At 37.4% G+C, this 26,073-nt stretch carries 23 protein-coding genes and 1 riboswitch; of the genes, 9 read left to right on the top strand and 14 right to left on the bottom strand.

Going from position 1 to position 26,073, the window contains the following annotated elements:
* On the bottom strand, positions 1 to 403 hold a 403-nt coding region (locus ACJAT0_RS03930), incomplete at its 3' end, for a T9SS type A sorting domain-containing protein (protein ID WP_415180610.1).
* 446 nt (positions 404 to 849) lie between these two features.
* Between ACJAT0_RS03930 and ACJAT0_RS03925 the strand changes: the two genes are divergently transcribed.
* Positions 850 to 1,134, top strand: coding sequence for a hypothetical protein (locus tag ACJAT0_RS03925; protein ID WP_415180609.1), 285 nt, complete (start codon positions 850 to 852; stop codon positions 1,132 to 1,134).
* A 52-nt stretch (positions 1,135 to 1,186) separates the two neighbouring features.
* Here the strand turns inward: ACJAT0_RS03925 and ACJAT0_RS03920 are convergent, their stop codons facing one another.
* Together ACJAT0_RS03920 and ACJAT0_RS03915 are read right to left on the bottom strand one after the other, a co-directional pair.
* Positions 1,187 to 2,785: a 4Fe-4S binding protein gene (locus tag ACJAT0_RS03920; RefSeq protein WP_415180608.1), complete on the bottom strand. Its 1,599-nt coding sequence runs from the start codon at positions 2,783 to 2,785 to the stop codon at positions 1,187 to 1,189.
* 25 nt (positions 2,786 to 2,810) lie between these two features.
* The gene (locus tag ACJAT0_RS03915; protein ID WP_415180607.1) at positions 2,811 to 4,151 is read right to left on the bottom strand and encodes an NAD(P)/FAD-dependent oxidoreductase; all 1,341 of its coding nucleotides are present in this window, start codon (positions 4,149 to 4,151) and stop codon (positions 2,811 to 2,813) included.
* 411 nt (positions 4,152 to 4,562) lie between these two features.
* Between ACJAT0_RS03915 and ACJAT0_RS03910 the strand changes: the two genes are divergently transcribed.
* From ACJAT0_RS03910 to ACJAT0_RS03900, 3 genes are all read left to right on the top strand, one after another.
* Positions 4,563 to 5,633 (top strand): glycoside hydrolase family 113, encoded by a 1,071-nt coding sequence (locus ACJAT0_RS03910; protein WP_415180606.1) that lies wholly within the window; start codon positions 4,563 to 4,565, stop codon positions 5,631 to 5,633.
* Positions 5,634 to 5,710: 77 nt separating this feature from the next.
* Complete coding sequence (locus ACJAT0_RS03905; protein ID WP_415180605.1) at positions 5,711 to 7,375, top strand: M1 family metallopeptidase; 1,665 nt, start codon at positions 5,711 to 5,713, stop codon at positions 7,373 to 7,375.
* 8 nt (positions 7,376 to 7,383) lie between these two features.
* A complete protein-coding gene (locus ACJAT0_RS03900; RefSeq protein WP_415180604.1) occupies positions 7,384 to 7,506 on the top strand; it encodes a hypothetical protein in 123 nt (40 codons plus the stop codon).
* Between the two features lie 252 nt (positions 7,507 to 7,758).
* Here ACJAT0_RS03900 and ACJAT0_RS03895 read toward each other — a convergent pair whose 3' ends face one another.
* Positions 7,759 to 7,962: a DUF1731 domain-containing protein gene (locus tag ACJAT0_RS03895; RefSeq protein WP_415180603.1), complete on the bottom strand. Its 204-nt coding sequence runs from the start codon at positions 7,960 to 7,962 to the stop codon at positions 7,759 to 7,761.
* Positions 7,963 to 7,968: 6 nt separating this feature from the next.
* Positions 7,969 to 8,094 (bottom strand): hypothetical protein, encoded by a 126-nt coding sequence (locus tag ACJAT0_RS03890; protein ID WP_415180602.1) that lies wholly within the window; start codon positions 8,092 to 8,094, stop codon positions 7,969 to 7,971.
* A 96-nt stretch (positions 8,095 to 8,190) separates the two neighbouring features.
* Between ACJAT0_RS03890 and ACJAT0_RS03885 the strand changes: the two genes are divergently transcribed.
* Genes ACJAT0_RS03885 through ACJAT0_RS03875 form a run of 3 tightly spaced genes read left to right on the top strand, consistent with a single transcriptional unit; the run spans position 8,191 to position 10,218 of the window.
* A complete protein-coding gene (locus ACJAT0_RS03885; RefSeq protein WP_415180601.1) occupies positions 8,191 to 8,844 on the top strand; it encodes an HD domain-containing protein in 654 nt (217 codons plus the stop codon).
* A 28-nt stretch (positions 8,845 to 8,872) separates the two neighbouring features.
* On the top strand, positions 8,873 to 9,415 hold the full coding sequence (locus ACJAT0_RS03880; RefSeq protein WP_415180600.1) for a hypothetical protein: 543 nt from the start codon (positions 8,873 to 8,875) through the stop codon (positions 9,413 to 9,415).
* Complete coding sequence (locus ACJAT0_RS03875; protein WP_415180599.1) at positions 9,412 to 10,218, top strand: tRNA pseudouridine(38-40) synthase TruA; 807 nt, start codon at positions 9,412 to 9,414, stop codon at positions 10,216 to 10,218. The genes ACJAT0_RS03880 and ACJAT0_RS03875 overlap by 4 nt, the downstream gene beginning before the upstream one ends.
* Positions 10,219 to 10,243: 25 nt before the next feature.
* On the opposite strand, the gene ade is transcribed toward ACJAT0_RS03875, so the two are convergent.
* From ade to ACJAT0_RS03855, 4 genes are all read right to left on the bottom strand, one after another.
* Positions 10,244 to 11,878, bottom strand: a complete 1,635-nt coding sequence (gene ade / locus ACJAT0_RS03870) for an adenine deaminase (protein WP_415180598.1) — start codon at positions 11,876 to 11,878, stop codon at positions 10,244 to 10,246.
* Between the two features lie 534 nt (positions 11,879 to 12,412).
* Positions 12,413 to 12,733: a 2Fe-2S iron-sulfur cluster-binding protein gene (locus ACJAT0_RS03865; RefSeq protein ID WP_374002913.1), complete on the bottom strand. Its 321-nt coding sequence runs from the start codon at positions 12,731 to 12,733 to the stop codon at positions 12,413 to 12,415.
* On the bottom strand, positions 12,733 to 13,800 hold the full coding sequence (locus ACJAT0_RS03860) for an NAD(P)/FAD-dependent oxidoreductase (RefSeq protein ID WP_415180612.1): 1,068 nt from the start codon (positions 13,798 to 13,800) through the stop codon (positions 12,733 to 12,735). The genes ACJAT0_RS03865 and ACJAT0_RS03860 overlap by 1 nt, the downstream gene beginning before the upstream one ends.
* A 592-nt stretch (positions 13,801 to 14,392) precedes the next feature.
* Entirely contained in the window at positions 14,393 to 14,800 is a 408-nt protein-coding gene (locus tag ACJAT0_RS03855) for an RrF2 family transcriptional regulator (protein WP_374002924.1), read from the bottom strand.
* 527 nt (positions 14,801 to 15,327) lie between these two features.
* Here ACJAT0_RS03855 and ACJAT0_RS03850 point away from each other — a divergent pair.
* A complete protein-coding gene (locus tag ACJAT0_RS03850; RefSeq protein WP_415180597.1) occupies positions 15,328 to 16,533 on the top strand; it encodes a sensor histidine kinase in 1,206 nt (401 codons plus the stop codon).
* Between the two features lie 65 nt (positions 16,534 to 16,598).
* On the opposite strand, the gene ACJAT0_RS03845 is transcribed toward ACJAT0_RS03850, so the two are convergent.
* The 5 genes from ACJAT0_RS03845 to ACJAT0_RS03825 all read right to left on the bottom strand — a co-directional run bounded on the left by ACJAT0_RS03845 (position 16,599) and on the right by ACJAT0_RS03825 (position 23,887).
* The gene (locus tag ACJAT0_RS03845) at positions 16,599 to 17,684 is read right to left on the bottom strand and encodes an aspartate kinase (protein ID WP_415180596.1); all 1,086 of its coding nucleotides are present in this window, start codon (positions 17,682 to 17,684) and stop codon (positions 16,599 to 16,601) included.
* Between the two features lie 21 nt (positions 17,685 to 17,705).
* On the bottom strand, positions 17,706 to 18,722 hold the full coding sequence (locus tag ACJAT0_RS03840; RefSeq protein ID WP_415180595.1) for an alpha/beta fold hydrolase: 1,017 nt from the start codon (positions 18,720 to 18,722) through the stop codon (positions 17,706 to 17,708).
* Positions 18,723 to 20,015, bottom strand: coding sequence for an O-acetylhomoserine aminocarboxypropyltransferase/cysteine synthase family protein (locus ACJAT0_RS03835; RefSeq protein WP_415180611.1), 1,293 nt, complete (start codon positions 20,013 to 20,015; stop codon positions 18,723 to 18,725).
* Between the two features lie 288 nt (positions 20,016 to 20,303).
* Positions 20,304 to 20,423, bottom strand: a riboswitch (SAM riboswitch).
* 1,274 nt (positions 20,424 to 21,697) lie between these two features.
* Complete coding sequence (locus ACJAT0_RS03830; protein ID WP_415180594.1) at positions 21,698 to 23,284, bottom strand: NADP-dependent glyceraldehyde-3-phosphate dehydrogenase; 1,587 nt, start codon at positions 23,282 to 23,284, stop codon at positions 21,698 to 21,700.
* 372 nt (positions 23,285 to 23,656) lie between these two features.
* On the bottom strand, positions 23,657 to 23,887 hold the full coding sequence (locus ACJAT0_RS03825) for a hypothetical protein (protein ID WP_415180593.1): 231 nt from the start codon (positions 23,885 to 23,887) through the stop codon (positions 23,657 to 23,659).
* Positions 23,888 to 24,647: 760 nt separating this feature from the next.
* On the opposite strand from ACJAT0_RS03825, the gene metK reads away from it, so the two are divergent.
* Positions 24,648 to 25,904, top strand: a complete 1,257-nt coding sequence (gene metK / locus ACJAT0_RS03820; protein ID WP_374004422.1) for a methionine adenosyltransferase — start codon at positions 24,648 to 24,650, stop codon at positions 25,902 to 25,904.
* The last annotated feature ends 169 nt before the right edge of the window (positions 25,905 to 26,073 follow it).

Below are 26,073 nucleotides of genomic sequence, written 5' to 3'. Positions count from 1 at the left end.
CTATGGCTAATTGATGCATATTAATTTGAGTGTCTCCATTAATAATGCGGCCATTAGATATAGCTTTTCCATTAATGTCTACAAGTTGATAACTCAAATTATCAAGCGCATGATCTGAAATTTTCAAAATCACATAATCAGACGTTGGATTAGGATACGTAATGGCTGTTAGATTTACAGTAGTCAATTCTGGATTACTAAGTATTTGAAATTCAAACGGCTGTTGCACCCCTTGGATAACTGTGCCACTACCGGTGTTGGTCGTATACACCAATTGCCCAACCGTATAACTGGAGGAACCTCCGCTGCCTATGGCATCTCCTCCTGATGTTGGAATGGTTTGTTGTGAATACATTAATTGGGTAACAAGTAATAGACAGGCCACGAGTGTTATTTTTTTCATTGGGTCTTTTTAAAAGATTTTGTCTTTTTTTACCTCAATTAAAAGAGAGAAGAAAATTAATTAAGCTAAGATAAAATAAAAGTACGGATGTTTTTTCCTACATTTTAAACAATTTAACATTTTTTTATTAAAAATTAATTCAGGGATGAATGCCACCCTTGTACACCGTAACTTTATTTCGCGAATTTTAATAGGAAAAACGTAAATAACTAATGGTCCCATCAGATCCAACAGAATGGGTATGTTTTCTACACACAACAGCACCTATAGCAATTAGCGATCAATCGTTGTGAAAAGAGCCGCTACGAGACATATGCGCAAACCTTATAAAACATTTGAAAATAACAATAGCCTACAAAAAAAAATACTTGAATATAAATCTTATATATGCTTTACTTTTCACTGTAACGCTGTTTACCCTTACTTTGAATAGTTCAGAGAGCTAGATGATCATTATCAGAATATTGACACCTACCTGTTGTATCGCAAAATATTTTTATCAGAAACCAAAAAAATATCTAAAAATTGAAGATGAAAGAATAAGAGTCAATACCATTTTCGGTGAAGGGATTAATTTAAATAAAATACATAAAATTGAAAAAAAATACGCTGGAGATTATATACTTAAAATCGGTAAGAAAAAACTGAAAATGGATACCACTATCATAGAGCCAACGGAACTAGCTAATTTGAATTCCGAATTAGAGAAACTAAATCTAAAGTGGGAATAGAAAACGCTTTACAACATTGTATGTAAAACACAGTTGGATCACCTCCACCCAACTACGACTGCCTTCTTTTATTCAACAATTCTATTAAATCCACATCATTTCCTAACAGTATTTCTGTGGGATTAATGCGTCCATCTTCAGGACCATTTTCTAATTTTAAAACTCCACGCGGGCATACCGCGCTGCAAATACCACAACCTACACAGCTGGAACGCACGATGTTTTCGCCTTTTTGAGCATAAGCTCGCACGTCTATTCCCATCTCACAATACGTAGTACAATTACCGCAAGAAATACATTGTGCCCCATTAGTTGTGATTCTAAATCGAGATTTAAAACGCTGTACAAACCCTAAATAAGCGGCCAGTGGACAACCGAAACGACACCATACCCGATTACCAAAAATAGGATAGAATCCTGTTCCAATCACCCCTGCAAAAATCGCCCCTATAAAAAAACTATAGGTATTCATGATGCTTTGTACTTCAATCCCTAAAACTACATTTGCCTCGGTAAAAAAACCATAGAGTGTAAAGCCAGTCATGACCACAGCAAAAACGAGTACGCCGTGAACCAACCAGCGTTCTACCTTCCAAGAAAAAAGAGAGGTGCTAGAATGCTGGCGGTACGGATCTCCCAAAGTTTCGGCCAGACCACCGCAACCACAAACCCAAGAGCAATACCATCTTTTACCAAAGAAATATACCATTACCGGGACAACCACCACAGTCAGCAGGATGCCCCAAATAAGAATAAACAAGCCCAAACCACCGCTATCAATAAGTTCTGTCAGGTTCCAGCTGAAAAAGAAATCGTAATCTAACGGAAAGGCATTTTTAAAATCATAGCCTTTGGAATAGGACAATTGCAAGCGCACCATAACCTCTGGAATAAGAAATGCAAAAACAATCTGAAAGAACAACACAGAAGTGGTTCTTAAAACTTGATACTTATTATAGCGGTATTTCACATACATTCTTACCGCCATAACGCTCATGACGGTACAATACATAAAACCGTATACAAACCAATGACTGGCGAGATTACCGCTCAAATTTTTACTTATAGGATCTACTAGATACGTCCAGTTGACTGCATATTCTGATTGAAAATATAAAACCAAATAAAAACTAACTAAGAAAATAAAAACAAGCCAAGCAATCCATCCTCTATTGGTAGAACTTTGGTGGTAAATGCCGTTGTTTTTAATTCCTTTTCTTCCTAAAGTAATCACTTGTGGTAAGATAAACATCAAAGATCCTAAAATGCCCAGTCCAAAGGTGAGGAACCACATCAAAACCTTATTTTCTGGAATAAAACCATACCCAGATTCCTTTCGTATAGAGGTAGCTAGACCATCATCACTGGCATATACTTTTTTGTTCCACTCTTTATTCTCGGTATGGATGGCATTTGCCTTTTCCGTAACTGATGCCACTATAGAAGATAAAGGCGTGATCCCAGAAAAATCTTTATCGACTATGGCAGCTTGCAGGTCTTTTATAAAAATTTCACTATTTATTCCTTGGTATACCATCAACTCCTCAAAACTTTTTTGATCGAGTTTAAAGTTCCCTAAAAAAGGCAAACTTATAAAAATTCCAAAACCGATTAAAAAGATGGCGATACCTATCTGTTGTACTGCTTTCATTAAGCGTAATTTTATGTAGTTTTAGTTAAGCAAAAATGCGTTTCCAACTTTTCTTTACGGGTTGGATTTGTTTTCCTCTTTGTTGATTGTAATGCTTTACGATAGCATTCTCAAAAGGCTTATAAAATTCAGGATCAAAATTAGCATCTTTTAAATAGGTCATTACCTCATCTACTTTGCGCCCTTCTGTAAGCCAGCGATCAAAAATCTCGTGTCGCATTCTTATTCCAAAGGTATTGATCCCTAGAAACTCATCGGTGTCTTTATGGTAAGCAATAGTGACACAAATCATCTCTTTAGGGTGTCGCCAGTGAAATTGTTCTTCAAAATCTGGTTTATTTCTTCCACTTACCCAACCATAGGTCTGGTATTCTATATCCATAAACTTGGCGCTATTGAACCAGTGACCCGGATTGTATTCCATGGGGTTCCCACAAATAGTTTGAGCGATAGTCTCTCCCATCATACGCCCTGTATACCATACTGATTCAATAGGCCTTCTTCTGCCTATTGCCTCACGCTGCTCCGCACAATCTCCTATAGCATAAATGTCTTTGACACTCGTTTCTAGAAGTCTATTTACTTGAACACCGCGACCTAACTCGATGCCAGACTCTTTTAGAAAGCTCACATTAGGGGTTACTCCAGCGGTAAGACCGACCACATCACAGGCTATAAGCTCACCAGTTTCTTTAATTTTTATGGCTTTGCATCTTCCGTTGCCATCATCTATAATTTCTTCTAAGTTGGTATTTAATCTCAAATCGATCCCATTAGCCATAATTTCTTCATTTACTAAGGCGCTCTCTCCGGCAGGCAATACTCCATTCCAGAAGCTATCTTCTCGCACTAAAAATGTAACTGGGATATGACGCGAGTGCAACATCTCTGCCATCTCGATTCCTATAAGCCCGCCGCCCACAATTACCGCTCGTTTACACACCTTATGATCGGGTGCATTTTGCTCTAATTTTTCAAGATCTTGTTTGTGATAGAGTCCTTGAACCCCGTCAAGCTGCTGCCCTGGCCAGCCAAAATTATTAGGAAGACTGCCCGTAGCGAGAATCAACTTATCAAAGCTCATGGATTCTCCAGAGGTAAAAAATATAGTTTTAGTAGCTCCAGAGATTTTTTCTACCCAAGCGGTTTTTAATTCTATTCGGTTCTTTTTCCAAAACCAATTCTCATAAGGCTGGGTATGCTCAAATTTCATATGTCCCATATACACATACATCAATGCCGTACGTGCAAAAAAATAATCGCTTTCGCCAGAAATAATAGTAATGCGTTTATCAGAATTCTTTCTAATGTGGCGCGCTGCGGTCACTCCAGCGATACCATTTCCTATAATAACTATATGTTCCATGAATGGGTGTATGATCAGATTACAAATCAACTGATTTTTAGAGCTACAAATAGGTAGAAACTTCATTTCAGGTGGTACATTCTTCCTTAAATCAGTCTGTATGATATGTTATAAGGTGTAAGTTATGCTATTATGCAGCATCGAGATCAAATTTGTGTAAGAATACTATATATTTAGAACTGCTTTCTATTCTCTTTTATGAATAGCTGTTTATCCTGATACCGCTCCAGGCGAAAACAAATCCTATATAAAGCTCGCAAGCTCTACTAAAACTGTTGAGAATAGGTACTGCTCCATATATTCAGTTAAATAAAACCAAAACTGGCCAGTTTTGACTAATTTTATAAAAAAGTAGCAGGGATGAGCACATACCGCAACTTAATAGCTTTACGTATTTTAAAACTTGCCTAAATGTTGATTCCTAAAAGTTCCATTAAAAAAATACTCTTGCTACTGCTAACGATAGGCCTGCTCTCCTGCAATTCAAAAAGCAAAGATTTAGCCCAAAATAAAGCTGTCGATCCAAAAGCAACGGCTTCAAAAATCAATGGCATTACTCTAGTCGCTACGCGAGATTCTATAGACCACACCGCCATACTTCCTTTTAAAAATTACAACGCAAATTATGCGGCTATCATTCCTTATGCATGGATGCAAAGTCTAGAAGAACCCAAAGTGACTTACGAAGAAATAAGAGGCTGGTGGGGCGAGAAACCACATGGCGTAGCAAAAACGGCAAGTCTTATGAAAGATCAAGGGATAAAAGTACTTTTAAAACCTCAAATTTGGATAGGTCGTGGCGATTATACGGGATCTATCAACCTGAAGTCTGAAGAAGCATGGAAGACTTTAGAAGATAGTTATACGGACTACATCATGAAATTTGCCCAGATTGCCGCTCGAGAGAAAATAGGTATGTTTTGCATAGGTACGGAGTTGGATTCTTTTGTAAAAGAACGACCGGCCTACTGGCTGCGACTGATAAAAAACATACGTAAGGTTTATGCTGGAGAGCTCACGTATGCCGCAAACTGGGATAATTACAAACACGTAACCTTCTGGAGCGATCTGGACTATGTAGGAGTTGACGCTTATTTCCCATTGAGTGATGAGAAAACGCCAGATGCTGCCACGATAACAAAAAACTGGCAAAAATGGAAAGATGAAATGAAAGGGATTTCAGAAAAGTATGACAAGAAAATTCTGTTTTCAGAATACGGTTATATCAGTGCCGATTATGCCGGAAAAGAACCTTGGAAAAATGCAGGAGAAGACCGAGAAGTAAATGAAGAAGCGCAGCACATCCTTTTTGAGCAGCTTTATAAAAACATATGGCAGGAAGACTGGATGGCAGGAGGTTTTGTATGGAAGCACCATGCCGAGGATAGCAAATGGCGTGGCTATGAAAAACGTTTTACACCACAAAATAAAAAAGCGCAACAAACTATTGCAAAAGCCTATCGAAAAGCAAGTAACGGCTGATCGCATTTGTCGAATGTGCTGAATAAGAGCTAAAAAAAATGATCTCGATATAGAAAAGACATTGTAAAGTTATTCCTATGAAATTACCCCAATTAGTGCTATTTATGATTCTGTTAGTAGGGTCCAATCAAATTGCCGAGGCTCAATTACTCAAAAACCAAAAACAATTTACCCGACAAGATTCCTTGCGTGGTTCCATTACTCCAGAAAGAGCCTGGTGGGATCTGAAATATTATGATCTCGATGTAACCGTAAAGCCTGCTGATAAATTCATATTCGGTTCTAATGAGATTACTTACGAAGTGCTAGAACCTTATCAAGTCCTGCAAATAGATCTTCAAGAACCTATGAAGATCGTAAACGCTACTCAAGACAACCGAGAACTTGAGGTGAAACAAGAAGGAAATGCGCATTTTATTCAATTGGTAGATCCACAAATTGTAGGCGTCACTAACAGGGTTAAAATAACTTTTGAAGGAACACCTAGAGAGGCAAAAAATGCTCCTTGGGATGGTGGTTTTTCTTGGGAAAAAGACAACAATGGGACACCTTTTATCGCCACTTCTAATCAAGGCCTAGGCGCTAGTGTGTGGTGGCCCAACAAAGACCATATGTATGATGAAGGAGAGAACGGAATGACCATCTCCGTAAATGCTCCCGCTGGATTAAGGACTGTTTCTAATGGCCGTCTCACCAACACAGAACTAAAAACCGATGGTTCTTCCACCTACACTTGGGAAGTAAAAAACCCTATTAATAATTATGGAGTCAACATCAATATAGGCGATTATGTCAACTTCTCTGAAGTCTATCAAGGAGAATCTGGTCCCTTAGATATGAATTATTATGTCTTGCGCGACAACCTAGAAAAAGCCAAAAAACAATTCAAAGACGCGCCTAAAATGATGAAGGCTTTTGAACACTGGTTCGGTCCTTATCCTTTTTATGAAGACAGTTATAAATTAGTCGAAGTACCTTATTTAGGTATGGAACACCAAAGCTCTGTTACCTATGGCAACAAATATGTAAACGGCTATTTAGGCAACGATCTTTCTGGAACCGGATGGGGATTGAAATTTGACTTTATCATCATCCATGAATCCGGCCACGAATGGTTTGCTAACAACATTACCAACAAAGACATCGCAGACATGTGGATACATGAGAGCTTTACCGCCTATTCAGAAAGTCTGTTTCTGGATTATTATTACGGCAAACAAGCCAGCTCTGAATACATCATAGGCACCAGACGCAGCATTAAAAACGACCGACCACTTATAGGACAGTATGATGTGAATCATGAAGGCTCTGGAGATATGTATTATAAAGGAGCTAATCTTTTGCATACCTTAAGACAAATCGCAAATGACGATGAAAAATGGCGACAAATTTTACGCGGTCTCAACTCAGAATTTTACCATCAAACGGTCACCACCGCTCAAATAGAAAACTACATTTCTAAAGAGATGGAAATCGATCTAGCTCCCGTATTTGACCAGTATTTGCGTGGCATACGTATTCCTAGATTAGAATATGCTATCAAAAAGAATAAGATGCAGTACCGCTGGGTAAATGTGGTAGAAGGTTTTGAAATGCCTCTTCAAATATTAATAGATGGTAAAAGTGAATGGATAACGCCATCTACTAAAACTAAAAAACTGAAATTACCTTCTAAAAACTCAGAATTTGAAGTGATAGAAGATTTCTATGTGAATTATAAGAAAAGAACTAAATTAAAATAAACAGGACTATGAATTACGCCAGCCTTTCTGATAGAGACAAAGCATGGTACATGGATGAAATAGTACTCATCATGACTCTGTTTCTCACATCAGAAATACTCGCCCACTTTGAGAATGTTCCTGCTTCATAAAGGATTACTTTATTTATATCCTTCTTCTTTTTGTATGAACCTATCTGTATTGCCTTTTTTAAAGGAACAATCGGTCAGCAATTCATAAATATTAAAGTAGAAAGAGCTCATGAAGACGGAAATGCCATTAACTTTTTTCTTGCGATTCTCAGAATGCTGCTTCAATATGCTTTGGGATAGATTTCTTTATGGACCATAAGCAGCAGTCCTAAAAAACAAGCGATCCATGATGCCGTAGTAAAGTCCATAGTTTTAAAAAATGAACTCCTTCAAACAATCCGCCACTTTTTCCTGCTCAAATTCAAACCCTTCATCCAGCAATCGCTGCGGATACACCTGCCTGCTTTTGATCAATAGTTCTGATTCGGATCCTATTATAAGGCTGCCCCATTCTACCAAGCATTTAGATGGAAAAATACCTATAGGTACCGCCAGTTGTTTTCTCCACACCTTCATAAATTCTTAATTAGCCATGGGATGTGGTGCAGTGACATTTACACTTCCTGATACATCAGCATTTATTAAAAAATCTATGGCCTTGCAAAAATTGATGAGTAGTTCCTGTGTTTCTGTTTGTTCCTTCATCATGGTTATAGAATTACAAAAAATAAGATCTTAAATGTACGCGATGGCGACGCGCTTTTTAATAATTTCGCTTTCGCGAAAGCGGAAATACTTCAAAAAATGACTCAACAACAAGTGATAGAAAACACCATACAATTTGTAAAAACACAATTACAAGATGCTGAAGGTGGACACGACTGGTTCCATATAGAACGGGTATGGAAAAATGCTAAACTGATTGCAAAAGAGGAAGAATGTGATACCGAAGTAGTAGAATTAGGAGCCCTATTGCACGACATAGCCGACTCCAAATTTCACGACGGAGATGAAGATTTAGGTCCTAAAGTTGCCAGGGGATTTTTAGAATCGCTAGAAATCCCACAAGATGTAATCGAGCATGTAGAGAACATTATCCGACATATTTCTTATAAAGGTGGCCATCAAAGCAAAGATTTCACGAGTAAAGAGCTAGAAATCGTTCAAGATGCAGACCGTTTGGATGCGATAGGTGCCATAGGAATTGCCCGTGCCTTTAATTATGGCGGATTTAAAAATAGGTCTATTTACGATCCTAATATTGCTCCAGATCTCCACATGACCAAGGAACAATATAAAAAAGGGACTGCTCCTACGATCAACCATTTTTATGAAAAGTTGCTGCTTTTAAAAGACCTGATGCATACCGAAACTGGAGAAAAGATCGCACAACAACGTCATAATTACATGCAAAGTTTTCTAAACCAGTTCTATGCAGAATGGAATGGCGAGAAATGATTATTTTTACATTTAAAATTTGTCCCTTATGTTTGATCATGATAATAATGAAGGCTATCATATAAGGAAGCTTGAAAAGCTTCCCATTTATAGGAAGGCACAAGAAATCTCTACTCTAGTAAGAACTTTACTTAAGGGTGCAGAGACAGATGATTTAGAAGTCTTAGAAGAAGGGGAAGAAGATCAGGAGTTCTTAGCCTATTTATTTGAAAATAAAAAACAAGACATGATTTCGAACGCACTGATGATTCCTGCAAAAATAGCTAGGGCTGAAAATGGCGAGTTCTACGATTTACGCATGGAAAATGCAGCTATCATAAGAGTAGCCGCAAAAGATTTACTAATTGACGCTTCTGGATTACAATTAGCCGGTTTCAAAGACATAGAATACCTAAATTTACTGCGTATAGAGGTGGAGGAATTCCGTGTACTGTTTGCCGAATGGGTACTGACCTTTGATCAAGAAAACTACCTGATAGATCGCTGGGGACTCTTTAACCCGGCTGGTGTGAATTATGACGATCCGGATGATGATATTCCTTTCCTTCCAGATGATTTGTTAGATTTATGAACCTAGGACCTTTTGCACAAAATAACCGTCAATTTTACCTGATACAGCTGCAGTACCTGGGGTTTAGATTTCATGGCTGGCAAAAACAACCCAACAACATACCCACGGTAGAACGTATGGTAAGTAGAACGTTGCGTTATGTGTTTGATCATTCAAACTTTAAAGTACTTGCCGCTGGAAGAACAGATGCTAAAGTTTCTGTAAACGAGACCTGGATGGAACTGTTCCTTGATGATTCTAAAGAACTAGAGATGGATCAGTTCTTAGTTGATTTCAATCAAAATTTACCCAGTGATATCAAAGCCCTTAAAGTTAAAAAAACAGACAAAGACTTCAACATTATCCAAGCGCCCAAAATCAAGGAGTACATCTACTTGTTTTCTTATGGAGAAAAATTCCATCCTTTCTGCGCTTCTATGATGGTGTACATGAAAGAAACTCTGGATCTAGAGCTTATGAAAAAAGCTGCTCAACTCTTTGAGGGGACACACGATTTCTGGTCATACACCTATAAACCATCTGAAACTACAGAAACCAATGTCACGATAGAAAGCTGTCTTATAGAAAATAATGAATTGTTTACAGCTAGTTTCTTCCCTGAAGAAAGCTTTATTTTTAGAGTAAAAGGTAAGGGTTTTAAACGACATCAAGTTCGCTTGATGATGGGAATGCTATTTGATCTGGGAATGCACAAATTCACGTTAGATGAATTTAAAGAAACGCTAGATGGAAGTCTTCAACTTCATCTTTCACACATCGCTCCACCTAGTGGATTGATGTTGTATAAGAATGATTTCATATAAAAGCCAACTATCATATTCAAAACACTTATTCTACTTCAAGCCCTGTAAACTCGAACTTCTCCCCATTAAACAGGCCTTTATCACTTAATTTAAGTGAAGGAATTACCAGCAAAGCCATAAAAGACAAAGACATATATGGGGCGTGCAACGTGCAGCCCATCGATTTTGCCATAGCATCTAATTCTTGATATTGCTGCCCAATTGTTTCTCCATTTTTATCGCTCATTATACCTGCCACTGGAAGCGCAAGGGTTTTTACAAGGTCTTGACCTCCATAGAACCGCGTAGCACAAATACCCCCTTTTACCTCTATAATCGCATTTACAGCTTTACAAATAGCAACATCATCTGCTCCTACAGCTATAATATTATGAGAGTCGTGACCTACAGAACTGGCAATAGCACCTTGTTTTAATCCGAAGTTTTTAATAAAGGCAATAGCAGGCTTTTCATTTTTATAGCGGTTGACAACTGTCATTTTTAGAACATCTGTTTCCGTATTTGAAATGAGGTTTCCGTCGTGAATAAGGCTCTCTGCAATTATTTCGTTAGTGACTAACTCACCGTCATGACACTCCATAACACGTATTTTTTGAGCCGTAGATTCAAATCTGAAGTCTGCTACTTCTTTTTTATTACAATTAAAATTGTTGAGGTTCTCAAAAGCTACCTCAGCCATATGAACTCTCCCAAAATCATAGACCAACTCTGCATTTATATAGGTTTGAAGTGTTTTAAAATCTTTTAAATCCTCTACCACAATACAGTCTGCTGCATCCCCTATTTGTAAAGTACCCACTTGGAGATCGTAATGTTTTATAGGGTTTAAACAAGACACTTGAAGCACTTTAAACACATCTATACCTTTTCGTATAGCACGAGCACAAAGCTTATTGATGTGACCCAAGAGTAAATCGTCTGGATGCTTGTCATCACTACAAAACATCATGTTTTCAAAATGTTCTGGTAACAGATCTATTAAAGCTTCAAAGTTTTTTGCAGCACTACCTTCGCGTATAATAATTTTCATGCCTTTCTGAAGTTTTTCCAAAGCTTCATCATAGGTAAAACACTCGTGATCTGTAGAAATCCCAGCGGCTATATACTTGGTAATATCGCCTCCTCTTATACCTGGTGCATGACCATCAACGGGTTTATTGTAATGTTTTGCCCAAGCTATTTTTTTTAATACTTCGTCATCATCAAAGAGAACACCCGGATAATTCATCATTTCGGCAAGATATTTAATCTCTGGATGCGCCATTAAACTTTTGATATCCTCAGAGTCAATTACCGCTCCAGCAGATTCGAAAGAAGTTGCAGGCACGCAGGATGGCGCTCCAAAATTGAACTTAAACGCTGTTTGATTTCCGTTTTCAATCATGAATTCTACTCCTTTTACACCCAACACATTTGCTATTTCATGTGGATCGCTAACTGTAGAAACCGTTCCGTGTCTAACGGCTAGTTTTGCAAATTCGCTAGGGACCAGCATAGAGCTTTCTATGTGTATATGTGCATCTATAAAACCGGGTAAGATGTAATGGTTGACATTGTTTTCCTTCTCTACTATAGAAATTACTCTTCCATCTGCAAATATGATTTCACCTTTAAAAATGCGTCTGTTCGGGATATCTACTATGTGTCCTTCTAGTTTCATGTGTATTCTTGTGGATTATGGGTAAAAGTACTGCTTTCACAAATTTGTGCTTTGAATATCCTTATCATAAATTGAATTACTTTTTTGTTTTAACAGGCCAAAATCACAAGCATAGCTCAAGTCGAAAACCAACTTTTAAATGATGTGAAAATAAAAATGCGGGTGCTGTGTTCGTTTTACTAAAACAATTTATAACGACATTTGATATGGAATTTAGTGTGAGTTGTTTTATGGATTCCTCTTTCTCCCTCAGCGACCTAGGGATACACTTCTTTTCTAATAAAGAGAATAGAGAGCGAAATTCAAACTATGCATCTCTCCGTAAAGATAAGGAGCTTACTTGTTGTGAATCTATCAAAAAACCTCCTGCAAGGAAGGGAATATTAAAGAAATGTCCTTGACACCTGTATAACTAGCCCAAAACAAAAGGCGAAATCTTAAAGGTCTTTTTTCTAAGTCTAACTCAAAGAATAGCAAATTTTTGCGTTTACAAAAAAAGAATGTGATTTATTTGCGATGGAAACAGGCGCCCGTTTATTCTTCTGGAGCAAGCTCTACTACAAGACCTTCTAACTTTTCTGTAATAGGAACTTGACAACCTAAGCGGGAATTATCTTTTACATTTTGTGCTTCCCAAAGCATCGCTTGCTCGTCCTCATTGCGTTCTCCTAAATCATGACCGCTTATCACATAACATTGGCAAGTAGCACACATCGCTATTCCACCACAAACAGCTTGTACAGGAAGCTCATAAGCTTTACAAACTTCCATAAGGTTCATATTCATGTCGGTAGGAGCCAGTACTTTGTGCTCTACTCCTTCCCGATCAATGATCGTTATGTTTACGTCGGTCATTAATTATTTCCTATTTTCTTGACAACCGCTTTCTCTGCCTCTTTACGAGAACCATCAAAACCGTTTATACCTCCTACCGTCGTGTATTTCATGACATAACGCTTATCAGGAAAGATACGTTGATAGGCACTTTGACACATTAAAGTTGCCTCATGAAACCCGCAAAGAATCAGTTTTAATTTCCCGGGATAGGTATTTACATCTCCTATGGCATAAATACCAGGAATATTAGTTTGATAATCGAGCGTATTGTCCACTTTAATTGCATTTTTCTCTATTTCAAGTCCCCAGTCGCCTATAGGCCCTAATTTAGGAGCAAGACCAAATAAAGGTATAAAGGCATCGCACTCGATCACTTCCATACGTTTAGCTTCATCGTTATGTTGTAATAAAACAGACGCTACCTTATCTTCTCCACTGACATCTAAAATTTCAGCTGGGGTGATTAATCTTATTTTTTTTGCGTTTACCAGATCTTGAACTTTATCTACACTATCCAGCGCACCACGGAATTCTTCTCTTCGGTGAACCAGCGTTACCTCTGAAGCTACATTTGCTAAGAAGATTGACCAATCAAGTGCAGAATCTCCCCCACCAGCGATGACTACCCTTTTATCCCGATAAACCTCTGGATCTTTAATCATGTAAGCAAGACCTTTGTCCTCATAGTATTCAATACCTTTTATAGCAGGCTTGCGCGGTTCAAAAGAACCCAGTCCACCAGCGATAGCAACTATTTTTGCATGGTGCTTTGTTCCTTTACTTGTAGCGACTACAAAAGAACCATCTTCAAGTTTTTCAATGGTTTCTGCTCTTTCACCTAATGTAAATCCCGGTTGAAAAGGCTCTATTTGCTTCATTAAATTAGTGACTAAATCACCTGCAAGAACCTCGGGGAAACCCGGAATATCGTAAATAGGCTTTTTAGGATATAATTCTGAGCACTGCCCACCTGGTTGAGCAAGTGCATCTATTAAATGACATTTAAGCTTTAATAAACCGGCTTCAAAAACGGCAAATAAGCCTGTAGGCCCAGCGCCTATTATCAATATATCTGTTGTGATCATGTCTTGTTTCATAGCGACTTTAATGCTAATAATTAGCAAATACAAAGGTCGGCATCATTACCTAATTAAGCAAATGATTAACTGTTTTCTATGAGTATTTGAAGAGCAGATAAACTTCACAGTTTTTTTCTTAGGATCAAATAGGCTCCTGCTTTATCCATTTATCAAAAGTTATACATCAAAAAATCCATCACAGTGGATGGATAAGGTGTTTTTTGAACGGTCAAACGCGAGATGTTAAAATAAGAAAACAGCCCATCTTAATATCATAAGTTACTCGCGTTTATTGACCTATCCAAAACTAGTTGTTAACTTAGAATACAAATATAGAACTATTTTTTAACCCTACAAATCTTATAGGCTAATATCGTATTATTTTAGAAATTAAATTTTAAAGCTTTGATTTTATGGAACCTGATCATGGTATAGCATAAACATCTAGGAGGTTTTCTAACTCTAAGCCTCCCTGGAATTTTACAGATGCTTTATTGGGTCTTTCTTCGCAAAACACATGGCTTTGTTCAACACTGTAAAAATAGCTGCGATATGTGTTTCACCATTAAAGAAATAAAGGTAACCTTCTGAAAAAAATTTAAACTAAATCATGCAACGTCTGATTTTCTAGAATCGCTAAGGTATTGTCCCTGACTTGAATCATCAACTTGTTGACGGAACAGGAGTCTTCATCCAAACAGTCATCACATTTCTCATAAAAGTTGAGACTCACACAAGGTAACATGGCAATAGGCCCTTCTAATATGCGATGAACAGTAGACATTCTGATTTTTTCAGGGTCTTGCATTAGGTAATACCCACCACCTTTACCTTTGCGACTCCCTAGAATAGTATTCTTACGCAGTTCCAGTAATATCGCTTCGAGAAACTTATGAGGTATCTTTTCTGACTTTGCAATAATCGCGATAGAAGTAGGTGCCCGATCCTTTTGTCTCGCTAGATAAGTGAGAGCTTTAATACCGTATTTAGTTTTTCGTGATAGCATCATCAAATCTAATGCTTTATAATGTTCTGAGCTATGCATAACTTTTAAATGCAGAAATATCTCTTTTAAATCTTTTCAAAAAGGCACTGGGTATAATTGATTCTTGAACGGTATCGAAAACACTTGGGAAACCTATTACTGGTTATCAGCTTTTATAAAATTAAATTTTATTCCATAGAAAAACAAGAAGAAATGTTAGGGCAAAATCTACAACTAATTAAACCATAAGGTTTATTTTTACTTTTTGTAAGGGTATCGGTTCTTTATATGTGTTTGAGATAAATCATTTGACAGGTAAATAATATTAATAGCATCTATCGTTTTTTCTTAAAAAATAAAGCGTTTGATGGATTTTCTCGAAAATAAATCCTTAAAATCTTGTAAATAACAAATGAAAAGGGATTCATTAATCACCTAATGACTGCGACAATAAAACCATACTTATAAATAATCATAATTTTCTTTACTTTTGATTCCTATCTATATTACAAAATCAAAATTGATAGTTATTTATTAAATCTTGTACCATGATAATTGCCCAAAACCCTAAAGATGAAAAGGCTAGGATTAAAGCTCTTAGAAGTTTAAACATTCTTGATTCTCTTCCAGAGCAACAATATGATAATATTACAGAACTTGCTTCTTTTGTATGTGACACCCGTAATGCCGTTATTTCTCTTGTCGACGAGAACAGGCAATGGTTTAAATCTCGAGTAGGAATAGCGCTTTGTGAAACTTCCAGAGGTGTTAGTTTTTGCGCACATGCCATCCATAATCCCAAAGAACTTATGGAGATACCAAATACTCATGACGATCCTAGATTTAAAGATAATCCTCTCGTTAATGATAAAGACAATCCGGTTATTTTTTACGCAGGAGTACCTATATTGGACGAGTCAGGCTATGCATTAGGAACTTTGTGTGTAATCGATGATAAGCCTAAAAAGCTTAACGATAAGCAAAAGAAAAGCCTCAGGAATCTTGCCGAGCAAGTGCAAGAACTTCTAAAACTCCACGTGAGAAATAACGAGTTAGAAGAGTCCCGAGCACGTTTAAAAAAACACAATGACCTTTTAAAAGATTTTGCAGGAACTGTTTCTCACGACATGAAAATGCCACTCGCAAACCTGGTTATAACCTCTGATATCCTCCATAAAAAATATGCCGACATCATCGATGATACTGGCAAGCAATACCTAGATTATCTCAAAAAGTCATCGCTATCATTAAGCGATTATATTACCAACATTCTAGCCCATTACGAAAGTTCCTCGTATGATGTAGATGACCGCAGTAGTTTTAATGTAAATGACCTCCTTGAAAATATAATTGAGCTTATAAATATCAAACACCATTGCGTTATCAACCTTCCAGAATTTAATCATAGCATCCACTGCAACCGTGTGGCTCTCGAACAAATCTTTCTAAATTTAATAGCAAACAGCATTAAATACAACGACAAAGATGAACCAGTAATTGACATTAGTATTGACCATGACGACGGCTATTATATATTTAAGGTTACTGATAATGGAATAGGGATTCCAGAAGATAAATTAGAGAGCATTTTTGACCTCTTTTCTACCGTTGGAGAATACGATCGTGATGGCCAGAAAGGACATGGTATAGGACTTTCCACCGTTCAAAAACTCGTTGAAAAATTAGGTGGCGTAATTTCTGTAGATTCCCTATTAAAAGTACAAACTACTTTTACATTTAGTATTGCTCTATAAATTTAAAGTTTGTCATTCCGCTTTTGCGAAAGCGGAATGACAAACTTTAATCATGCTCATTTGCATTATCTAATCATTAAAACTTCCTGAGTTGTTTTACTTACTTTAATAATATCAGATAAAAGGCCTCGCGCAGTAACCGCTTTTCCAGCGCCAGCACCTTTGATCACTAAAGGATTTGTCGCATAGCTTTCTGAATAAATTTCAAAAAAACCATCGCTGCCTTTTAATTGGCCGGCGGCACTATTCTTTCTTACCGCTTTCAATGAAACTTTGAGCTGTTTATTCAGCACATCCAACTCACCTAGATGTCGCAGGACTTCTCCTTCTTTTAAAACGTTCTTCTTTTTTTGTAAAACAGGATCTAAACTTTTAACCTCCTCTAGAAACTGATTTAAAGAGGCTGTTCTCAAAGATGGAATGACTAAGCTTTCAATTTGAATAGCGTCAAATTCTAGTTTTAAACCTGCCTCTCGAGCCAGAACTAATAGTTTTCTAGCCACATCATTCCCAGAAAGATCCTCTCTGGGATCTGGCTCTGTATACCCCTCTTTTAACGCTTCGATGACAATCTCTGAAAAAGGCTTTTCTTCTTCACTAAAACGATTAAAAATATAGCTCAAAGAACCAGAGAAAACGCCATTTATAGCAAACAATTGCTCCCCACTACTGTACAAATCTTTAACCGATTGAATAATAGGTAATCCTGCGCCTACATTAGTTTCATACTCCAACTGTAAATTTTTAGAAATTAATACGGTACGGATCTGATCATAAAAATCTTGTGACAGTGTATTTCCTATTTTATTAGCCGTCACTATATTAAAATCATTTTCTAACAATTCTGGATACACCAGAGAGACTTCTTTACTTGCCGTGGCATCTACTGCTATTTTAGTCGCATCATAAAGGCTAGAAATCTTATAAAAGCTGTCGCTTTCTCGGATCCCAGATCTAGTGCCAAATTTTTCCTTCCAATCCAACGAGATCCCTTCTAGATCGATCAAAACTCTCTTAGAGTTAGCAAGACCTACAATTCTCAGGTCAATATGGTGTTGCTGTTTAAAAAAGGAATGTGATTGAAGTACTTGGTCAATCAAAGTACCACCCACATTCCCAATACCGAATATGTATAAATGTATTTGTTTCATTTGTTCGTTTTAGATAGATCGTTAAGCACTTTTTAGCCATCTGATTTTATTACAGGCTATTTTGGAAGATTTAGGCAATCGATTCTGGAAGATACCGCTTAGAATTTCTTTTACTTGATCGTGTTCGATAAGAAAAGCATCGTGTCCATGCACAGAAGAAATCTCATGATAATTAATATCTTTTTCTCTCTTCAATAAATCAAACGTTCTTCTGTCTTCATGAGCCACAAAAAACCCATCGCTGTCTATAGCAATTAACTCTATAACCGTTTGAGACGTGGCGGTAATTGCTGCGATATCCTCACCGTGATTCCCAGCAGCGTCTGCACTGGCTAACAATTGATTGAGTAATCTGTAAGCTGGTAAAGAGAATCTTTTTTTCAATTCTATCCCGTGAAAGTCCAACCATTTTTGAACTTTAAAGCTTGATGCATCTTTACCCCTTATAAATTTAGACTGCAGTCCTTGTGGCGACCGGTAAAAAGTCATCGCGTGCTGTCTAGCTAATTCCACAGGCTTTGAAGACGTTGATAAAATCAATTCTTGAATGTGGCAACAAGCTATAACCCAATCGGTTGCTTTCCAGTCTGCGGCGATAGGCACGATAGTTCCAAATAATTCTGGCTGCTGCGCCATCATTTCCCACAACAGCGCGCCACCTATGCTTCCTCCTATTCCTAGGTCTATGAACGAGATGTTTAATAATTGTAAGGCTTTCGCAAAAGCAGCACCTACATCAAACAGGGTCCAATCTTGATAATTAAAAATCAAATGGTCGATGTTCCCATCATAACCATTTCCTGGAATATCAAAAGCAAGAACTGTAAACTGTTTTGTATCAATCACTTTATCATCTCCTACCAACTCGCTCCACCAGTCTGTTACAGAAGAATTTCCAGTAAGGGCATGGTTCAAGAGAATAATGGGCGCCGTATGCAAAGCACGCCCAAAAACCTGATAGGAAACACTAATCTCCTGCACTTTTCCAGACTTTAACCTGAAAGCAGGAAGCTCGATATGTTTTAAATTAAGTGGCATTTATGCAAGAACTTGTTTATCGATAGCCGAAAATGCTTGTTGTAAATCTGCCGTGAGATCTGAAATATCCTCCAGACCTACAGACAGTCGGATCAAGTCTTTAGTAACTCCAGTACTTAACTGATCTTCGTCGTTTAATTGCTGGTGTGTGGTACTCGCTGGATGGATAATCAATGACTTGCTGTCTCCTATGTTAGCCACTAAAGAAAATACTCTTGCACTGTCCACCAATTTTTTAGCACTTTCATAACCGCCTTTTACACCAAATGTGACAATACCACTTTGCCCTTTTGGTAAATATTCTTTAGCCAGATCATGATAGTCATTGCCTTCAAGACCTGGATAGTTAACCCATTCTACCTCTTCTTTACTTTGCAGCCATTTTGCTAATTCTAGTGCGTTTTGAGAATGTCTATCCATACGTAACGGTAATGTTTCTAGACCTTGAATAATTTGCCATGCATTAAACGGAGATATGGCTCCTCCTAGATCACGTAATCCCTCGATACGTACTTTGGCAATAAAGGCCGCCGCTTCGAGCGCTTCGCTGTAAATTAAGCCGTGATAACCAACACTAGGTTCTGTAAATTCTGGAAACTTACCGTTAGCCCAGTCGAAGGTTCCTGCATCTACAATGATGCCACCGAGCGCAGTTCCATTTCCATTTATGTATTTAGTTAAGGAATGAATCACGATGTTTGCTCCGTACTCAATGGGGTTTAACAAATAAGGTGTGGCAACTGTATTATCGACTATTAAAGGTACTCGAGCTAATTTTGCTTGCGCACTGATTTTTTTAAGATCGAGAACATCAAGTTTTGGATTCCCTAAAGACTCCACAAATATCGCACGCGTATTTTCTTGTACCGCTTTTGTAAAAGCGTTCTCCTCATTAGGGTTCACAAACGTAGTTGTAATTCCTAAACGTGGTAAGGTCACCAATAATAAATTGTACGTACCGCCATAAAGGGAACTGCTGGCAACGATATGATCACCAGCACGCAAAAGCGTTAAAAGTGTCGTAGAAATAGCGCTTGTTCCAGACGCGGTTGCCACGGCGGCAATACCACCTTCTAGAGCGGCAAGTCGTTGCTCGAGCACATCTACAGTAGGATTATTAATTCTAGTGTAAATGTATCCAGGCTCAGCCAGTGCAAAAAGATTTGCAGCATGATCGCTGTTGTTAAACACATAACTAGTAGATTGATATAATGGGACAGCTCTAGTACCGCCGTTGTTTTTTACCTCATGACCTGCATGAAGTGCATTTGTTGAAAATTTTTGGGACATTATCGTTTCTTTTAAAGATTAAAAATGGTATACTTTTAAAAATGACATGGCGTGGATAAAACGATGTTGCTAGTTTGTTTTATGAATCTGTGAACGATTTTCATAGCCGTCGATATAAAAATTGAAAACAAAAAATAAAACGAAAAATGAACAAGTTGAAACGCGTCATATCGTTAGTAAACTGATATAAAGATCAAAACCAATTGGAAATACAGATTTAGTACCCAAACAAAATGTTTAGATAAAAAAATCAAAAAAGAAACTTGTGGTAGAATAACCTACTATTTGTTTACATCATCTAGTCTCACAATTGTGAGCAGAATTTAGCACCTTCTATAATTTATCATCTAGATAAATAAAGGGTTGCTAAGGAGTCGATGGGTCTGATCCCTCGTCCTTTCTTGATAATTTCAGTAAGGTTATGAACGTTGTTGTAAATATTCAGAAAACAATTTGTTATTTCCAAATTTTTAACTGTTTATTATCCTATTTACTTTGTAGGGTATTTACGATAAGATTTTAATTTATTGATCTTTAGATTTATAAGACTTTTTTTGTTTTTATTTTTTTCTCTAGCATAAGCCCCTATTCGTCTGTGGCAATACATTTCTCCTGCAAACTCAATCAACACAACATGAAAAACTGATATTTATAGCTCTATAAAACAGATGTAATACAGCAACAGCATGGTCTTTCTTAGAGCCGCCACACCTGGTATGTTCCTACTTCGATAAACGCAACAAAGGCCTATCAAATAAAAGAAAAGAGACCCATTATTAGGGCCTCTAATTTTAAGACTCTAATTTCTTTAAGTATTTACTTCTAATCACTTGGTCTACAAAAGTATTTGAAATCTTGCATTCTAATCATGAAATAATATCAAGATACAACAGGCAGGTCTCTCAAAAGGATGATTCTCATCAACTCTAATTTTATTTCATATATGTTTAAAAGCATCTTTCAAATCACTCAGATAAATATCCTGTAAACCACCTATAAATTTGATCATTTCTTTTAGCCCTTCGTATAGATCATTGCTTTTGATTAAGAACTTATAAACACTAATTAAATCGGCATCAAGATGTGCATCCTCTGCCTCTTTATAAAAGCTATGAAACTTAAGATTCTGGAAAAGTACAAAAGGTCTTGTCGCATGGTAAGTGTTTTATTATTGATGATTTTATCGAGGCTCAAAATGGTCTCTTGATAGTTCCCAGAACCAAAATACACACTTGAAAATTTGTAATAGAATACCCTTTGATGCTATTCATCAATTCGATCTTTAAATGTTCATCATGCTTATCCCTTTTTGGAGATAAAATGCCATTCCTTTCTAAAACAAACCTCTAAGGCATATGGATATACTTTGATCCAATTGATGTAAAGAAAGCAAAGCGCTTCTAGATTTTTATATCAGGGGAAATTTATCAGCAATGGCATTTTATGAATTAACAAGTGTCTGTTTAATTTTCTCTTTACACTTTATACATACTCCAGATTTTCAGTCCTATTAAACGAATATCAGTACTAGTATAACAGGATACTTTACAACTGACAACTATGTCTTATTTAGAACGGTTAACCATAATTTAACCCCTCGTATTGGACAAAAAAAAGCGCCTTACAGGCGCTTTTTTTAACTTATCGAACGATTAGAGGCCCAGAAGAACCAAAATTTACTCGAATTATAAAATATAATCTGTACTCACAAAATTGGAACTTTTAGCTTTCATTAACTCCTTTAAAATAGCGTTGTTATACTCGTTATCTTTTGAAGCTACAAAAGTTCTAATAGAAAAAGAGCGTAACGCGTCATGCACACTTAAAGTTGCTACAGCACTATCTTTTCTACCGGTAAAAGGATACACATCTGGACCGCGTTGACAAGAACTATTTAAATTAACACGACATACTAGATTGACCAACGTGTCTATAAGTGCTGATAATATTTTTACATCTTTACCAAAAAGGCTTACTTGTTGCCCGTAGTTAGAAGCTGCCATATCATCTAAAGGAACATCGATATCTTTAAATGGAACTATAGGTATAACAGGTCCAAATTGCTCTTCTTCAAAAACACGCATGCCTTTTGACACCGGATATAAAACGGCTGGAAAAATATAATTATCTGTTCTTTCACCACCTTTTTCATTGATGACTTTCGCGCCTTTAACAAGGGCATCGTCTATGAGCTCTTGAATATATGCTGACTTTCCTGGTTCTGGTAAGGGTGTTAATTGAACTCCTTCCACCCAAGGATTACCAAACTTTAAAGCGTCCACTTGCTCTGAGAAACGTTTGTTAAACTCCTCTATGATATCTTCATGTACATACAATATTTTTAAAGCGGTACAACGTTGTCCATTAAACGAAGTTGTACCAGCAATGCACTCAGAAATGGCGAGGTCTAGATCAGCATCTTTTAATACAATAGCAGGATTTTTTGCTTCTAACCCTAGAACTGATCTCAACCGATTGCTTTTGGGGTGTTGATTTTGTAACGCATTAGCACTTGTACTATTCCCTATTAAAGCGAGTACATCTATTTTACCGGTTTGCATGATCGGAGAAGCTACCGTTCTACCTCGGCCATATATGATATTAACCACCCCTGCAGGAAAACTATTTTGAAAAGCTTCTAGTAATGGAGAGATTAATAAAACACCATGTTTTGCTGGTTTAAAGACCACCGTATTGCCCATGATCAACGCCGGAATTAAAAGCGCAAAAGTTTCATTAAGAGGATAATTATAAGGTCCTAAACAAAGTACCACGCCTAAAGGACCTCTTCTTATGTGAGCGTTAACCCCTTGGTGTTTTTCAAACTTAGCGCTGTCGCGATCCATCTGCTTATAATCTTCAATCGTATCGTATACATAATCTACCGTTCTATCAAATTCTTTTTGAGAGTCTGGCAAATTTTTTCCTATTTCCCACATTAATAACTTTACGATCTCCGTACGTTTAGTTTTCATCTGAGCCACAAACTTCTCCATACACGCAATACGGTCTACAACTTTCATAGTAGGCCATAAGCCTTTTCCTTTATTGTAAGATCCAACAGCGGCGTCTAGAGCTTCAAGAGCTTCTTTCGCTCCTAATGTAGGTATCGTACCTAATAAAGTAGGTTGATACTCCTGAGTAGAAGATATAGTTGAATAAACCTCTGAAGTTGCTCCGTTCCATAATTGAAGTTTACCGTTAACTAAATAATATTTTTGATGAATTAGGGACTCTATTTTGTATTCTGAAGGGATTTCTGTAAAATTCATTTGGGTATAAAGTTAGTTGTTTGGTATAAAGTTGCGCTTAGTTGCGCTAGAAAAATTAATGGCACTTCAACTGCTAGAAATTCTAATCAATAAATTCTTATGTCGTTATAAAAGTTAAATAATTTCACAACCCTTGGAAAAGCATCCAAATATAACACACTTAATATCAATTCACGCCAGTTCAAAACCGTGGATGCGATTCCTCTACTTCGTATATTCACAATGCGTAATGTCCTCAACAGTGCCTAAAACTTTTTAGCCAATTCCTTTAGAGATCTGGCTCTTTGTAAGAATCGCACCCTAAAATAATGTTTTAATCGAGACTTTAATAAAGCTCGTTCTTTGTTCTCTGCAGTTCTTATGATGTCATTATTACTGCCCCTTCACACCCACTGCGTGCCTCCCTTTGAACTTTTCTTTGACCTGTTCTAAAGCCTTTATAGTCATCACTCTAGCCGACTTAATTACTATCGCCTTACTGTTGTATACATCTAAAATGGTAAGGCGATTTGCTCCTTCACTTACATGAATGGTCTCGGATAAATGTTGCTGGTACATTTCAAAATTGCGCTCGCATCCTCTTTTCACAGAAGCTCCAAACACAAAGCTACCTAGTTGATCCAGTGCGGTGTTTGCGTTGTTAAAAATAGAAGTTGCTATGGATGACGAACCTTAGGGCTCTGGGAATATAATTTTATTTGCGAAAAACAGGTGTTTCCAAACACTAGAAACTTCAACGCGAAAGCCGGCACCTGCAAGCATGGTGACGTGATCAACTGACCATTTAGATAGCACTTCTATTTATAAGCCCGCTGTAACCAGACCTTCAATACCTTTTTTCATACCAAAAGGATGAATAAAACCTTACCTGGTTTTTTGTTAAGAGCTTGTTCCTTAATTATAAAGCCTCAATTAAAACGTGCAGAGACTATCTCGACATAATAGTGAATAAGCAACGGCTACCCAATTGATATAAGTAACATTTCATCCTTTGATATTCAATAGCTACGTATGTAACAAATTATGACATCCAAAGGCTATTACCTTCCTGAACATGCCTTAAAACAAGTATATGGTGTGACGCGATACAGTTTATTAAAGCCGCAATAACACCCTTACAATAAAGTCTGATTATGGCCCTTATAAATAATCCTATTCTGTTGACATCGTTTAAGAATTACATGTAGTACATTTGTTATTCATATAGAGGAAAGATTTGGCAGCTTGCGACCTCGTCCCACTATCGGGACACAAACGCTAAAACAGTGTACTGCGCAAACAATACAGCCACTTTTATCTTCTTGCTATTATTAATCACGCGAGATTTGTATTTATTACGCTTTCGCGAAAGCGCACCTATAAAATGCCATATTTATTTACATCAGAGTCCGTTAGTGAAGGACATCCAGACAAAGTTGCTGACCAAATCAGTGATGCTTTATTAGATAATTTTTTAGCTTTTGACCCAGAATCAAAGGTTGCTTGTGAAACGCTTGTAACTACAGGACAAGTTGTTCTTGCCGGTGAAGTAAAATCCAACACCTATGTAGACGCAGCTCAAATTGCTCGAGATGTGATCAATAAGATAGGTTACACCAAAGGAGCTTATCAGTTTTCTGGTGATTCCTGTGGGGTCATTTCTTTGATTCACGAGCAATCACCAGACATCAATCAAGGGGTAGATCGCGCTACTAAAGAAGAACAAGGCGCTGGAGATCAAGGAATGATGTTCGGTTATGCGACAAATGAAACGGAGAATTACATGCCGCTTGCCCTAGATATTTCTCATAAAATCCTTATTGAATTGGCTGCTTTGCGTCGGGAAATGAAGGACATCACGTATTTACGTCCCGATGCCAAATCACAAGTAACTATTGAATATAGTGATGATAATGTGCCGCAACGCATTGTTGCGATTGTGATTTCTACACAGCACGATGAGTTCCATGAAGATGATGCTAGCATGCTGGCACAAATCAAAAAAGATCTTGTTGAGATTTTAATTCCACGCATGAAGACATTGCTTCCCGTTTATGCGCAGCGATTGTTCAATGATGACATTACCTATCACATCAACCCCACTGGTAAATTCGTAATCGGTGGGCCGCATGGAGATACTGGCTTAACAGGTCGTAAAATAATCGTTGATACTTATGGTGGTAAAGGGGCTCACGGTGGTGGCGCTTTCTCTGGAAAAGATCCTTCTAAAGTAGATAGAAGTGCTGCTTATGCGGCGCGTCACGTTGCTAAAAACCTCGTAGCTGCAGGACTGGCAACTGAAGTCCTCGTACAAGTTTCTTACGCGATAGGAGTTGTAGAACCTACCTCTATAAATGTGAGCACTTATGGAACATCTACTGTAAATCTTACCGACGGAGAAATCTCTTTGAAAGTCGCTCAACTATTTGACATGCGACCAGCAGCCATAGAGACTCGATTGAAGTTGAGGAATCCTATCTATTCTGAAACAGCTGCTTATGGCCATATGGGTAGAACACCGCGTATAGAAAAGCTTGTTTTTGAATCTCCTTATAATGGAAGAGTAGAAAGAGAAGTGGAATTATTTACTTGGGAGAAATTGGACTATGTGGATGAAGTGAAAAAGGCTTTTTCTCTTTAATATTAAGTATTCAACTATTTTAAACCCCTTTGAATAGAAGTTTCAAAGGGGTTTTCTATGTTTTTATTTTGATACATCTAAATTTATAAGCCCTTAACCAAGCATTGCCATGCGGCCTTATGCACTCCTCTGGATGCTCTAGTCGGGTGAAAGGAGGGAAAATAAAAAT

Origin of the sequence: Nonlabens sp., from assembly GCF_047636915.1 — a bacterium.
Lineage (GTDB): Bacteria > Bacteroidota > Bacteroidia > Flavobacteriales > Flavobacteriaceae > Nonlabens.
The sequence above is the reverse complement of the archived record's forward strand: the minus strand, read 5'-3'. Positions and strand labels throughout refer to the sequence as shown.

Coding starts and splice junctions, on each gene's coding strand:
- ACJAT0_RS03875 (WP_415180599.1), top strand. CDS start 9,412: ATGAACCTAGGACCTTTTGCACAAAATAACCGTCAATTTTACCTGATA.
- ACJAT0_RS03860 (WP_415180612.1), bottom strand. CDS start 13,800: ATGATCACAACAGATATATTGATAATAGGCGCTGGGCCTACAGGCTTA.
- ACJAT0_RS03830 (WP_415180594.1), bottom strand. CDS start 23,284: ATGAATTTTACAGAAATCCCTTCAGAATACAAAATAGAGTCCCTAATT.
- ACJAT0_RS03900 (WP_415180604.1), top strand. CDS start 7,384: ATGAATTACGCCAGCCTTTCTGATAGAGACAAAGCATGGTACATGGAT.
- ACJAT0_RS03910 (WP_415180606.1), top strand. CDS start 4,563: ATGTTGATTCCTAAAAGTTCCATTAAAAAAATACTCTTGCTACTGCTA.
- ACJAT0_RS03925 (WP_415180609.1), top strand. CDS start 850: ATGATCATTATCAGAATATTGACACCTACCTGTTGTATCGCAAAATAT.
- ACJAT0_RS03855 (WP_374002924.1), bottom strand. CDS start 14,800: ATGCTATCACGAAAAACTAAATACGGTATTAAAGCTCTCACTTATCTA.
- ACJAT0_RS03850 (WP_415180597.1), top strand. CDS start 15,328: ATGATAATTGCCCAAAACCCTAAAGATGAAAAGGCTAGGATTAAAGCT.
- ACJAT0_RS03880 (WP_415180600.1), top strand. CDS start 8,873: ATGTTTGATCATGATAATAATGAAGGCTATCATATAAGGAAGCTTGAA.
- ACJAT0_RS03905 (WP_415180605.1), top strand. CDS start 5,711: ATGAAATTACCCCAATTAGTGCTATTTATGATTCTGTTAGTAGGGTCC.
- ade (WP_415180598.1), bottom strand. CDS start 11,878: ATGAAACTAGAAGGACACATAGTAGATATCCCGAACAGACGCATTTTT.
- ACJAT0_RS03845 (WP_415180596.1), bottom strand. CDS start 17,684: ATGAAACAAATACATTTATACATATTCGGTATTGGGAATGTGGGTGGT.
- ACJAT0_RS03885 (WP_415180601.1), top strand. CDS start 8,191: ATGACTCAACAACAAGTGATAGAAAACACCATACAATTTGTAAAAACA.
- ACJAT0_RS03865 (WP_374002913.1), bottom strand. CDS start 12,733: ATGACCGACGTAAACATAACGATCATTGATCGGGAAGGAGTAGAGCAC.
- ACJAT0_RS03840 (WP_415180595.1), bottom strand. CDS start 18,722: ATGCCACTTAATTTAAAACATATCGAGCTTCCTGCTTTCAGGTTAAAG.
- ACJAT0_RS03890 (WP_415180602.1), bottom strand. CDS start 8,094: ATGATGAAGGAACAAACAGAAACACAGGAACTACTCATCAATTTTTGC.
- ACJAT0_RS03915 (WP_415180607.1), bottom strand. CDS start 4,151: ATGGAACATATAGTTATTATAGGAAATGGTATCGCTGGAGTGACCGCA.
- ACJAT0_RS03895 (WP_415180603.1), bottom strand. CDS start 7,962: ATGAAGGTGTGGAGAAAACAACTGGCGGTACCTATAGGTATTTTTCCA.
- ACJAT0_RS03920 (WP_415180608.1), bottom strand. CDS start 2,785: ATGAAAGCAGTACAACAGATAGGTATCGCCATCTTTTTAATCGGTTTT.
- metK (WP_374004422.1), top strand. CDS start 24,648: ATGCCATATTTATTTACATCAGAGTCCGTTAGTGAAGGACATCCAGAC.